Origin of the sequence: Bifidobacterium margollesii (assembly GCF_002860355.1) — a bacterium.
Lineage (GTDB): Bacteria > Actinomycetota > Actinomycetes > Actinomycetales > Bifidobacteriaceae > Galliscardovia > Galliscardovia margollesii.
This window is the reverse complement of the sequence record NZ_NMWU01000023.1, coordinates 1-12,812: the sequence shown is the minus strand read 5'-3', so window position 1 is coordinate 12,812 and position 12,812 is coordinate 1. Positions and strand designations below refer to the sequence as shown.

Genomic DNA, 12,812 nt, shown 5'->3' with positions numbered 1-12,812 from the left:
GAGTCAGAATTCGCGTGGATTATTCATGCAGCCGAGCAGCCAGTTGGATCTCTCCGCGGAATACTCCGGGTCGGAGGCATCGAACGGGACCTCGGGGAAATCCCAATTACGCACCTTGGCCAGGGCCTGCTCATCGTTGACGTCATCGTCGATGACCTGATGACGTCGCAGGCAGTCGACGATCATCTCGGGACTGTTGCGTTTGTCCGGATCATTATGCTGCCGTGTCCACAGACCATCCAGATAGTACGTGCCGGAATCCTTGCCGCACCAGTCATCATCCTTGCTCTGCTGTTCGGGAGTCCGGTCTTCCCTGACATTGATGTCGCTTCCTCCTCCCGGGTGCTTGGCGACGGTGTATCCGCGGTCTGCCATGCATTGAGTATACCGGTCGCTGGCTTCCGTGACTTCCTGCTCGGTGAGGGTGCCGTCTCGTAGCGCGTCCATCGCAAAGGTGTTGCCATTGCTCTTCGCCTGCTCGTATTCCTGCTGGTATTCCTCGGCATATGTGCCGGAGAATGACGGTTCGGCCGATGCCGTGGAAGAGGATTGGCCGCATCCGCCGGTCAACAGCATGGTGACAAGCGTTGCGGAAGCGAAAAGATTCGTCGACGGGCGTGCCATGATGCGCCTCCTTCGTATGACGGCGACGTTGCCGATGCGACCAGCATACGGCCGCATCGCCTGTGGTCCGAATGATGGAGTCGTCCATGGGATTACGCGGCGGCTTCGGATTCAGTCATAAGACGGTTATGGTGAACGTGAACAAGGAGGTTGCCGATGATCAACGAAGATACAGGAGCATCGGCCGGCGCCGGATGGAGAAGAATCGTGACGACGGCGATGCTGCTGCCGGTATTCCTGGGATTATTTCTGGGATTGGCAGCCTGCGGGCAGACATCGACAGGCGACGGACAGTCGGCCGATGGCGGCGAGCCCGCCTTTTCGGGTCCATATGCCGCGGAATTCAAGCGAACCTATGAGCAGGCCCCCACGGATCTGGCACGGAACATTCTCAAGGACGGCAGGATCACGCAGGCCGAAGTGCAGGAGATCTACGATGCGTACAACACCTGTCTGGAACCCTATGGGCTGCAGGCCTCATGGTCGATGGACCAAGGGGAGACGGTCGGTCAGTATCGCGGAGCGTTATCCGACGAGAAAGAGCTCAAGATCATGGATGACTGCCACACCAAAACCTATGCGGGCATCGTCTCCAGCCTGTACGCGACCATGAACAGGAATCCCGACAACATCGATCAGGAGACTCTGGCCCGCAAAACCTACCAGTGCTACGCCAAATACGATCTGCTGCCGAGTACCATCAGCGAAGACGAATACATGAGCACGATGAACACCGTGAACCTGACCGACAACAGCCGGTTCGAAGCCAACCAACGACGTTGGCACGAGTTCTTCGGCGAATACATGAGCACCACGTATGACGGCAAGCCCAATCCGAACTACAGATACGACGGCGAATCCGAGAAGGGACGCCAATTCTGGGCCTGTAATCAGGATCCGCTGCATCAATGAGCTGCATCAATGAAATGACGACCGTACCGGTGAAGTGACGATCGACTCGCGCGGCAATACGGCAAGGAGGCCGATATGGGGTGGCGACGCAGGACAACGGCCCGCAAGGGAAGTCGAACCGTTCGCAATGGCGTGGCGGCGTCCATCGTCGTGCTGCTGGCACTGGTGATGGTCGTGATCGGGGTGGGCGGCGGATTCCTGCTGACCCGGTCGAAAATCCCGCCATCACTGGTCTCCAGTACGGCAGCGACCACGGTGAAGGTCGCCTCGGCACCGTTCGACGACTCCCGGTCGGTAACGCTGAACGTGACATTGGGACAATCCGCCACCATCACATCACCGGTTTCCGGTACGGTGACGCGGATCGCCATCCGTGCCGGCGGCGTTCTCAAATCCGGGCAGGCGGCCTTCGACGTGAACGCCCAACCAATGCTTGCGCTCCATACCAGCGTGCCGCCGTACCGTTCGCTGACCAGCGGCATGCGGGGAACGGACGCCGCCGCGCTCAACGCAGCGCTTCGTCGGCTCGGACAAGGTGCGCCGGATTCCGACTGGATGACCTGGGACACCATCACCGCCTACAATGCGCTCGCCCGATCCGTGGGCGCTCGACAGCTGAGCAGGGATTCTGGATGGGCCATCGATCCCGGTTGGTTCGTATGGCTTCCCGCCGATTCGGTGACCGTCAAGCAGGTCGCCGTCGCAGTCGGTCGGCGGATCGACGCCGGACAGGACCTGTTCACCACCTCCGCCACCACAGTGAAGGCCACGTTGCCGAAATCCGTGGCCGACATCGTGGCAGGCAACCGCAAACTGACCATCGACAAGCGGGAATTCGACGTGCCCGACGGGACCGTCGAACTGACCGATCCGGCGATTCTTGCGGCGATCGACGGCAGCACCGCCTTCCGCATGGCCTCGCTCGGCGGCGATTCCGCCATGACGGCAGGAACCGGCAGTACGTCCGGAGGAGACGGATCGGACGGGGGAGGGACGGTGAGCGTGTCCTACAGTTGGAGGCTTGCTCGGCCATTGACCGCATTGACCGTACCGCCTTCCGCGATCTACGATGCCTCTCCGGGAAAGGGCTGCGTGAGTGTGGACGGCACACCCACGCCGGTGAGCATCATCGCCTCCCAACTGGGCAAGACCATGGTGGCCGTTGACGGCGAGACGATGACGTTCGATCATGTGGACGTCATCCCCCGCACCGCCGAACACTGCTCCGTCCAAGGCGGGTGAGTGACATGAACGACCATGCAGCCCGCAGGGTGACGCTCACGGATGTCGGTCATAGCTTCGATGCGACCGGCAGGGACATGCTGTTCCGACATCTGACGGTGACCTTGCGGCCGAAACACGTATACGCACTGACCGGACCATCCGGCTCCGGCAAGTCCACGCTGCTGTCGATCATCGCCGGATGGACGAAACCCGTGGCCGGAGTGGTCGAACGTTTTGACTGCGGTCGCGTGTGCTGGGTGCTGCAGAACCCGCACGGCGTTGCCCGCCGCTCGGCCGTGGACCATGTGGCCTTGCCGTTCATCGCCCGCGGTGAACGACGTCGTGACGCCCAGAGCCGGGCAATGGAACTGCTGCGGGCGTTCGGTCTGGAATCATTGGCGTTCAAGCCGTTCCGAGACCTGTCCGGAGGTGAGGCCCAGCGTTTGATGCTGGCCCGCGGAGTGGCATCCCGTGCGGGACTGCTGCTCGTGGACGAGCCGACCGCACAGCTTGATCTCAACACGGCCGCCACGGTCAACGAGCATCTGCACAGCCTTTCCATGAGCGGTTCCATCGTCGTGGTCGCCACCCATGATCCACGCACGCGCGACGCCTGCACCGACCTCATCGATCTGCGCGACTGGCAGGACGAGACATCCGCCAACACATCCGTCAACAAGGAGGTGCGCGACGATGAGCGGCAAACCCCGTGACGGCAATCCTCGTGACGGCAATCCTCGTGACCGCAAACCCTACATGAGATTGGCGGGAATGCTGGGGGAGGCGGGGCGGAATCTCGTCACCGGAACCACGCACGCATGCGCACTGGTCATATCCCTCGCCTGCATGATCGCGCTGCTGACCGGCGCGGACTGGATGACCATCGCCGGCATCCAACGGCAAACCAACGAATACGTTGCCTCCGGCGGTTCCACCTGGGTGCTCGAGTACAACGATCACATCGACGGCGCGGCATGCGACAGACTCGCATCACTGGATGGCGTCCAGGCTTCCGGAGCGGTGAGGCAAACCGATGAGCGTCTCGTCCTCGCCACCCTGCCATCCACGGGCGTGCCCATCTACGAGACCACGCCCGGGGCGCTCGCGGTATTCGCGCTCGGCACCACCGGCACGCAATCGGAGTATGGCGTCGGAGAACTCTCATCGGATCCACCCACCCAGGGCGTGATGCTCTCCACGGATGCCGCGGCGCCGTTCCATGCTCAGGCCGGGCAACGGCTCGCGCTGAAGGACGGACGCCATGTGGACGTGTCCGGCATCTTCGACTGGCCGGAAGACGGTCGCAAGGCCGGATTCTCCTATGCTGCTCTGGCACCGGTGCCGGCAGGATCCGAGGAGGCGTTCAGCCAATGCTGGGTGCGTGCGTGGCCGCAGACCAAGGACATCGAAGCGCTGCTGCGATTGGCCACCGACAATCGGGCGACGGACTCGACGCAGGCTCCTCCGACGGTGTCCAGACTCAACATCAGCAAGGGCGCCACATTGGATAGCGCCGCCCTGTTCTCCTCGCGGCTGACGGCGGTCGCACCGTGGGTCGCACTCGTCATGTCGGCGTCGCTGGGATTCGTCGCCACGCGCATGCGCAGACTGGAGATGGCCTCGGCATTGCATTGCGGCGTGCCCAAAACGGCGTTGCTCGCGCAGCTCATGGTGGAGACGTTGGTCTGGAGTCTGTCGGGCGCGCTGTTGGCGAGCCCTCTGCCGGCATGGATATGGCTCGACAATTCCGTGGCCGAGGCCACCGTCGTCATCGGCGTGCTGCTGCGTGTGTTCGTGGCCGCGGTGATCGGCGCCTTGTCCGGTGCGGCCGCGGCCGTGCTGCTTACCCGGGAGAGCCGCCTGCTTCGATACTTCAAGAGCCGGTGAATCAGCAAGGAACGACTGGAAAACATTGCGGAAATGGTAAGGGAACGGTGAGGAAACGGCCGGGGTTTCTAAGGTGAAGCGATACCGTCGCCCGTTGGCGTGCCGAGGTATAGAGGTGGTGGCATAATATTCAAGGCTAATTTTGAGCCCTGCCTATTTTGATATATGAAAAGGTGAGTAATCGTGGCACAGACTACCAACGATATTAAGAACGGTTCCGTTTTGAATCTTGACGGCCAGCTCTGGACCGTCATCAAGTTCCAGCACGTCAAGCCGGGCAAGGGTCCCGCTTTCGTGCGCACCACCATCAAGAACGTGCTGTCCGGCAAGATCGTGGACAAGACCTTCAACGCGGGTATGAAGATCGAGTTCGAGACCGTCGACAACCGTACTCTGCAGTACTCCTACGAGGACGGCGACAACTTCGTCTTCATGGACATGACCACCTACGATCAGATCTACATCCCGAAGACGCTGGTCGGCGATCAGGCCAAGTTCCTGCTGGAAGGCACCGACTGCATCGTGTCCTTCCACGACGGCACTCCGCTGTCCGTCGAACTGCCGGCTTCCGTGATCCTGACGGTCACCCACACCGAGCCCGGCCTGCAGGGCAACCGCTCCAACGCCGGAACCAAGCCCGCCACCGTGGAGACCGGCGCCGAGATTCAGGTGCCGCTCTTCATCAACGAAGGCGAGAAGGTCAAGGTCGACACCCGCGACGGCTCCTACCTCGGCCGTGAGAACTGAGAGAATCGCGAGAGAACTTCACTATGGCACGATCCACCGCCCGTAAAAGGGCTCTGAATACGCTGTATGAAGCCGACGAGAAGGGGCAGGACATCCTGTCCCTTCTCGCTGAGCGAATCGAGCATCCCGGTGCCCAGACCCCGTTGCCCGACTACGCCATCGACATCGTCCGCGGCGTGGCCGAACACCACAGGGACATCGATCGTATGATCGGCGAGAGCTCCACCAGCTGGGCGGTCTCCCGCATGCCGGTGGTCGATCGCAACATCATGCGCATCGCCGTATGGGAGATCGTCTACAACGACGACGTTCCCACCCCGGTGGCCATTGACGAAGCGCTGGCTCAGGCGAAGACGTTGTGCGACGCCGAATCGCCGAGCTTCATTCATGGTCTGCTGACCGGTGTGGCCGAACGGTATGAGGCCCGACAGGCCGAGGCTGCCGAGGCTGCCGAACAGGCGCGGACCTCCGCCGAAACCGATGACGAAGGCGCTGATGCCGGCGACGCCGCCGAAACCGCACAGCAGCCTGACCATGAGTCGGAAAACACCGCCGACGGTACTGAAAACACTGAAAAAACCATTGATTAATCGCAGTCTGTTATCCAAGCCGGTAGGTATGGTGACAGAAAGATGATCCGCTGTTAAGGGGGATTGAGTGAGCCTGAACGAGTCCGAGTCCACTGCGGTGGGCAGCTATTCCGTCAATGATGCAGTTCTCGTATTGGAGGACGGTCAGGTCTATGTGGGTGAGCCGTACGGCGCTCTGGGTGAGACATTCGGAGAGATCGTATTCGCCACCGGCATGACCGGTTACCAGGAAACGCTGACCGACCCGAGCTATGATCGGCAGATCGTCGTTCAGACCTTTCCGCACATCGGCGATACCGGTGTGAACCGCGAGGATCCCGAATCCTCCCGCATTTGGGTCGCCGGATACGTGGTGCGTGACCCCAGCCCGGTGGTGAGCAACTGGCGTGCCACCGGCAGCCTTGATGAGGAGCTGGAGGGACAGTCCATCGTCGGCATCAGCGACATCGACACTCGAAAGCTGGTTCGCCATCTGCGATCCGCCGGCGTGATGCGTGCCGGTATCTTCTCCGGTGACGCCCTGACGCATGATGACGGTTCGCTGGTGAGCGTGAGCGAGTTGCTCGCCAAGATCGAGGCCAGTCCGAAGATGAGCGGATCGAACCTTGGCCCCGAGGTCAGCACCAAGGAAACCTACGTCGTCGAACCGTGCGGCGAATTCGAAGGCAAGGAGCCGATCGCCACCGTCGTGGCCGTCGATCTGGGCATCAAGGCCATGACCCCGCATCGTCTCGCCGAACGCGGCTGCCGCGTCTACGTGGTGCCGATGACGATCTCCTTCGAGGAAATCGAGAAGATCAACCCCACCGGCGTGTTCTTCTCCAACGGTCCGGGAGACCCGGGCACCGCCGACGACACCGTGGCGCTGCTGCGTCGCGTGCTCGACGCCGGATTCCCGTTCTTCGGCATCTGCTTCGGCAATCAGATTCTGGGCCGCGCGCTCGGTTTCGGCACCTACAAGCTGAAGTTCGGTCACCGCGGCATCAATCAGCCGGTGAAGGACCTGACCACCGGAAAGGTGGAGGTCACCGCCCACAACCATGGTTTCGCCGTGGACGCGCCCATCGGCCAGACCATCGAAACCCCGTACGCGAACGGCCGATACGGCAAGGCCCGAGTCAGCCACGTCGATCTCAACGACGATGTGGTCGAAGGCCTCGAATGCCTCGATATCCCGGCCTTCTCCGTGCAATATCATCCGGAAGCCGCGGCAGGTCCGCACGACGCTTCCTATTTGTTCGACCGTTTCGTCGATCTCATGCTCAACCACAAGGATTCCAAGGAAGGTAGTGTCAATGCCTAAGCGCACCGATATTCACTCCGTTATGGTCATCGGTTCCGGCCCGATCGTCATCGGCCAGGCCGCGGAGTTCGATTATTCCGGAACGCAGGCATGCCGAGTGCTTCGCGAAGAGGGGATCCGGGTCATTCTCGTCAATTCCAACCCGGCCACGATCATGACCGACCCGGAAATGGCCGACGCCACCTACATCGAGCCGATTTCCGTGCCGATCCTCGAAAAGATCATCGCCAAGGAACGTCCCGACGCCCTGCTGCCCACGCTGGGCGGACAGACCGCACTGAACGCGGCCATGGCGCTGGGTGAGGCCGGAGTGCTCAAGAAGTACGACGTCGAGCTCATCGGCGCCTCGCTGGAAGCCATCGACCGCGGCGAGGACCGCGAGCTGTTCAAGAAGGTCGTCGACGAGGCCGGTGCGGAATCCGCCCGCTCCTTCATCGCCCATTCCATCGAGGAGGTCGATAAGGTCGTAGAGGAGATCGGCTATCCGCTGGTCGTGCGCCCGAGCTTCACGATGGGCGGCCTCGGCTCCGGCATCGCGCACAACAAGGAGGAGCTGCACCGCATCGCCGGCGCGGGAATCCACTATTCGCCCACCGACGAAGTGCTGCTCGAAGAAGGCATCGAGGGCTGGAAGGAGTTCGAGCTCGAACTCATGCGCGACCGCAAGGACAACGTGGTCGTCGTCTGCCCGATCGAGAACGTCGATCCGGTCGGCGTGCACACCGGCGACTCCATCACCGTGGCGCCCTGCTTCACGCTCACCGACCGTGAATACCAGAAGCTGCGCGACATCGGCATCGCCATCATCCGCGGCGTGGGAGTCGACACCGGCGGCTGCAACATCCAGTTCGCCGTACACCCCGAAACCGGTCGTATCATCGTCATCGAAATGAACCCGCGCGTGAGCCGTTCCTCCGCTCTGGCATCCAAGGCCACCGGTTTCCCGATCGCCAAGATCGCCACGAAGCTCGCTCTCGGCTACACGCTCGACGAGATTCGCAACGACATCACCCAGTCCACGCCGGCCAGCTTCGAGCCAACCATCGACTACGTGGTGACGAAGGTGCCGCGCTTCGCTTTCGAGAAGTTCCCCGGTGCCGACCACACGCTCACCACCTCCATGAAGTCCGTGGGCGAGGCCATGGCCCTCGGCGGCAACTTCCAGGAGTCGCTGGGCAAGGCCATGCGTTCCATCGACAAGCGTCACATGGGATTCAGCTGGGATGGCGACAAGCCCGATGCCGATGAGGTGGCCGAACTGCTCAAGCGGATCAAGGTGCCCACCGAGCACCGCTACCAGCAGATCCAGCGTGCCATCTGGGGCGGGGCCACCGCCGAGCAGATCTTCGAAGCCACGAAGATCGACCCGTGGTTCATCGAGCAGCTGCTGCTCATCGACAAGACCGCGCTCGAAGTGAAGGCCGCCAAGACCCTCACTCCGAAACTGCTGAAGAAGGCCAAGAAGGCCGGTCTTTCCGACGTGCAGATCGCCCATCTGCGTGGTCTGGGAGACGAAGGCGAGAACACGATCCGCGAGCTGCGCTGGACGTACGGTCTTCGACCGGTGTACAAGACCGTCGATACCTGCGCCGCGGAGTTCGACGCGGTCACCCCGTACTACTACAGCTGCTACGCCGACGAGTCGGAGCTGCGCCCGCGCGAACGCGAAGCCGTGATCATCCTCGGTTCCGGCCCGAACCGCATCGGTCAGGGCATCGAATTCGACTACACCTGCGTGCATGCCGTGCAGGAGCTCGGTAAGGATTACGACACCATCATGGTGAACTGCAATCCCGAAACCGTCTCCACCGACTACGACATGTCCGATCGTCTGTACTTCGAGCCGCTCACCTTCGAGGACGTGCTGGAGATCTACGAGGCCGAGAAGGAGATGGGTCCGGTCAAGGGCGTCATCGTGCAGCTCGGCGGCCAGACCCCGCTGTCCCTTGCCGCGCGACTGAAGGCCGCCGGCGTACCGATTCTCGGCACCACCCCCGAGGCCATCGATCTGGCCGAAAACCGCGAACTGTTCGGCGAAGTGCTGCGCAAGGAGAAGCTCAACGCTCCGCGCTACGGCACCGCGCTGTCGTTGGAGGAGGCCCAGGAGGCCGCCCACCGCATCGGATACCCCGTGCTCGTGCGTCCCTCGTACGTGCTCGGCGGCCGCGGCATGGAAATCGTGTACGACGACGCCCAGCTCGAAAAGTACGTGGGCCGCGCCCTCGACGAGGCCAAGGCCGACATGGTCGTCTCCGGCCGTCTGCCGTCCCCGCTGCTGATCGACAAGTTCCTTTCCGACGCCATCGAAATCGACGTCGACGCCCTGTTCGACGGCAAGGAGCTGTACATCGGCGGCATCATGGAACATGTGGAGGAAGCCGGCGTTCACTCCGGTGATGCCGCATGCACCCTGCCTCCGAGCACCCTTTCCGACGATCAGATCCGACGTCTGCGCGAGGCCACCGAAGCCATCGCCCAAGGCTGCGATGTGCGGGGCCTGATCAACGTGCAGTACGCGTTCATGTCGAACACGCTGTACGTGATCGAAGCCAACCCTCGTGCCTCCCGTACCGTGCCGTTCGCATCCAAGGCCACCGGCACTCCGCTGGCCAAGGCCGCGGCCCGCATCATGGCGGGGGAGACCATCGCCGATCAGCGTGCCAACGGACTGCTGCTTCCCCACGGCGACGGCGGCGACGTGCGCCGCGGGCAACCGGTGGCGGTCAAGGAATCCGTGCTGCCGTTCAAGCGCTTCCGCACGCCTGTCGGCAAGACGGTCGACATTCTTCTCGGACCCGAAATGCGATCCACCGGCGAAGTCATGGGCTTTGACCGTGACTTCCCGCACGCATTCGCCAAGAGTCAGCTCGCCGCCTACGAAGGCGGTCTGCCGACCAGCGGTAACGTGTTCATTTCCGTCAACGACACCGATAAGCGACAGCTGCCGCTGATGGCGGTTCGTCTTGAGGAGCTCGGATTCAAGATCTGGGCCACCGAAGGCACCGCCTCCGTGCTACGCCGCTACGGCATCGAATCCACCGTGGTGGACAAGATCACCGGCCGTATCGATGTCGATGACGCCCAGGCGGAAGTGCGCCATGCCGAAGGCAGCATCGGCAAGAACGTCGTTCAGCTCATCGAAGAAGGGCAGATCGACATGGTGCTCAACACCCCGAATTCCCGTGGCTCCCGTTCGGACGGATACTCCATCCGTGCGGCCGCCATTGCGGCCGATCTGCCGCAGTTCACCACGATGACCGAGTTCTCCGCGGTGCTGCTGGCCATTGAAGCCGTAAAGAAACAGGATTATCAGATTCTGAGCATTCAGGAGCATGCTCAGCAGCTGTTCGAACTGGAAAGGCGTGAATTGCAATGATCACCAGTACAGAGGTCCAAAACAACAATATCCAGCGTTCGGAATTCGGAAAACGACTCAAGGCGTCAATGGATCAGTACGGGCCTCTGTGCGTAGGCATCGACCCCCATCGCAAGATCCTTGCCAACTGGGGGTACAACGTCGATGCCAAAGGTGCCGAGCTATTCGCCATGCGCATGCTGCAGGCCGCCCAAGGCCGCGCGGCAGCCGTGAAATTCCAGATGCCCATGTTCGAGCGTTACGGATCCAAAGGATTCGCCGCGCTCGAACGGGCACTGTACGCCGCCCGCCAAATGGGCGTCATCACCATCGTCGACTGCCTTCGCGGTGGCCTCCCCACCACGGTTTCCGCACTGGCCGACGCCTACCTCAAATCGGATTCCCCCATGCTGGCCGACGCCATCACCCTCCTGCCGTACTACGGATTCCGCTCGCTGACGAATCTGGTAGGTGAGGCACTGGAGAACGGCAGAGGCGTATTCATCGCCTCCGTCACATCCAACACCGAAGGCATCTCCCTGCAATCCGCCATCCGACAGCGCGGCGACTTCCCCGGCCAGACCGTGGCCTACGGCATCGCCCACGCCGCCCAGAACTTCAATGAAGGCGTCGACGGCATGGGATCCGTCGGCCTGATCATCGGTGCCACCATCGGCCAATGGATGAAAACCAGCGGCGTCGACCCCTCCGTGTTCACCGGCCCGATCCTCTCCCCGGGATACGGCTGGCAGGGTGCCGAATCCAAGGACCTGCAAACCGTATTCAAGGGCACCAAAGGCAACGTGCTCGTCACCGTCTCCCGATCCATCTCCACCAAAGGCCCCGAAATCGCGGATCTCGCAACCGCCACCGAGCAAATCGCCCTCGACGTGCGCGAAGCGCTCACCAACGCCATGGATGAAGACGACCGTGAAAACGCCGCCCACCATGTTCCCGACTCCAGTGGCTCAGACCCGGCCCTGTCCGCCGCCAACCTTGCCGACGGGCGACCCCACATGAGCATCTGACCCCAATCAACCCTGACCGCACACCAGGCCGATCGCTCGACGATCGGCCTTTCCAATACGAGGTGCCACCCATGACCGTCGAACCAACCGCACAATCCACCGTCACCCCCGCCGCCCGCCGTCTCATCGTCCTCTCCGGCCCCACCGCCGTCGGCAAAGGCACCGTCGAAAAGCAGCTGCTCGCCGCCCACCCCCAAGTATGGATCTCCGTCTCCGCCACCACCCGTCACCCCCGCCCCGGTGAAATCAACGGCGTCAACTACTGGTTCATGACCGACGATGAATTCGAAGCCAAAGAGCGCTCCGGTGAATTCCTCGAAACCGCCGTCGTCCACGGCATGGCCCACTACGGCACCCCCCTGCAACCCGTTCAGGACCATCTCGCCCAAGGCGTTCCCACCATCCTTGAAATCGACCTCCAAGGAGCCCGCCGCGTCCGCCAGCGCGCCGCCGAACTCGGCCTCGACGTTCTCTACGTCTTCATCGCTCCCCCCACCTTCGACGACCTCGCCCGCCGCCTCGCCTCCCGCGGCACCGAAACCGCCGAACAGCGCGCCCGCCGCCTCGAAACCGCCAAAACCGAACTCGCCGCCGAATCCGAATTCGACGTCGTCATCGTCAACGACACCGTCGAACGGGCGGCGGAGGAGCTGTGGCACGTCATCGTCGCCGAGTACGGAATCGACAGGTAATGGAGCGTCATCGGCACGTTGGCCGGCTCGACGTATGTGAATACGCCTTCGCCGTCCATCGCACCGATGCCGCACGCATTACCTGTCGATTCGGATTGGGAGTCACGGCATGTTGGCTGGTTCGACGTATGTGAATACGCCTTCGCCGTCCATCGCACCGATGCCGCACGCATTACCTGCCGATTCGGGTTGGTGTGATCGGCANGTTGGCCGGNTNGACGTATGTGAATACGCCTTCGCCGTCCATCGCACCGATGCCGCACGCATTACCTGCCGATTCGGNTTGGNGTNATCGGCACGTTGGCCGGNTNGACGTATGTGAATACGCCTTCGCCGTCCATCGCACCGATGCCGCACGCATTACCTGCCGATTCGGATTGGGAGTCACGGCACGTTGGCCGGTTCGACGTATGTGAATACGATAATGGCCCGCACGCCGAGATGACGTGC

The 12,812-nt window shown here is 62.2% G+C and carries 11 protein-coding genes; 10 read left to right on the top strand and 1 reads right to left on the bottom strand.

The features are described from left to right. Window positions 1-3: 3 nt before the first annotated feature. A complete protein-coding gene (locus Uis1B_RS06755; RefSeq protein WP_101616781.1) occupies window positions 4-624 on the bottom strand; it encodes a hypothetical protein in 621 nt (206 codons plus the stop codon). A 156-nt stretch (window positions 625-780) separates the two neighbouring features. On the opposite strand from Uis1B_RS06755, the gene Uis1B_RS06750 reads away from it, so the two are divergent. The 10 genes from Uis1B_RS06750 to gmk all read left to right on the top strand — a co-directional run bounded on the left by Uis1B_RS06750 (window position 781) and on the right by gmk (window position 12,362). Continuing rightward, the gene (locus Uis1B_RS06750; protein WP_101616779.1) at window positions 781-1,536 is read left to right on the top strand and encodes a hypothetical protein; all 756 of its coding nucleotides are present in this window, start codon (window positions 781-783) and stop codon (window positions 1,534-1,536) included. A 75-nt stretch (window positions 1,537-1,611) separates the two neighbouring features. After that, window positions 1,612-2,778, top strand: a complete 1,167-nt coding sequence (locus Uis1B_RS06745; protein ID WP_101616777.1) for a hypothetical protein — start codon at window positions 1,612-1,614, stop codon at window positions 2,776-2,778. A 5-nt stretch (window positions 2,779-2,783) separates the two neighbouring features. Beyond that, window positions 2,784-3,473 (top strand): ATP-binding cassette domain-containing protein, encoded by a 690-nt coding sequence (locus tag Uis1B_RS06740; protein ID WP_101616775.1) that lies wholly within the window; start codon window positions 2,784-2,786, stop codon window positions 3,471-3,473. Further along, on the top strand, window positions 3,454-4,647 hold the full coding sequence (locus Uis1B_RS06735; RefSeq protein ID WP_101616773.1) for a hypothetical protein: 1,194 nt from the start codon (window positions 3,454-3,456) through the stop codon (window positions 4,645-4,647). Before Uis1B_RS06740 ends, Uis1B_RS06735 begins: the two co-directional genes overlap by 20 nt. A 183-nt stretch (window positions 4,648-4,830) precedes the next feature. Beyond that, window positions 4,831-5,394, top strand: coding sequence for an elongation factor P (efp, locus tag Uis1B_RS06730; RefSeq protein ID WP_101616771.1), 564 nt, complete (start codon window positions 4,831-4,833; stop codon window positions 5,392-5,394). Window positions 5,395-5,417: 23 nt separating this feature from the next. Then, a complete protein-coding gene (gene nusB, locus Uis1B_RS06725) occupies window positions 5,418-5,984 on the top strand; it encodes a transcription antitermination factor NusB (protein ID WP_101616769.1) in 567 nt (188 codons plus the stop codon). Between the two features lie 67 nt (window positions 5,985-6,051). Then, window positions 6,052-7,287 (top strand): glutamine-hydrolyzing carbamoyl-phosphate synthase small subunit, encoded by a 1,236-nt coding sequence (gene carA / locus Uis1B_RS06720; protein WP_423734870.1) that lies wholly within the window; start codon window positions 6,052-6,054, stop codon window positions 7,285-7,287. After that, window positions 7,280-10,663 (top strand): carbamoyl-phosphate synthase large subunit, encoded by a 3,384-nt coding sequence (gene carB / locus Uis1B_RS06715; protein WP_101616768.1) that lies wholly within the window; start codon window positions 7,280-7,282, stop codon window positions 10,661-10,663. The genes carA and carB overlap by 8 nt, the downstream gene beginning before the upstream one ends. Next, window positions 10,660-11,670 (top strand): orotidine-5'-phosphate decarboxylase, encoded by a 1,011-nt coding sequence (pyrF, locus tag Uis1B_RS06710; protein WP_101616765.1) that lies wholly within the window; start codon window positions 10,660-10,662, stop codon window positions 11,668-11,670. Before carB ends, pyrF begins: the two co-directional genes overlap by 4 nt. A gap of 71 nt (window positions 11,671-11,741) precedes the next feature. Next, window positions 11,742-12,362: a guanylate kinase gene (gene gmk / locus Uis1B_RS06705; RefSeq protein WP_101616763.1), complete on the top strand. Its 621-nt coding sequence runs from the start codon at window positions 11,742-11,744 to the stop codon at window positions 12,360-12,362. Window positions 12,363-12,812 lie beyond the last annotated feature (450 nt).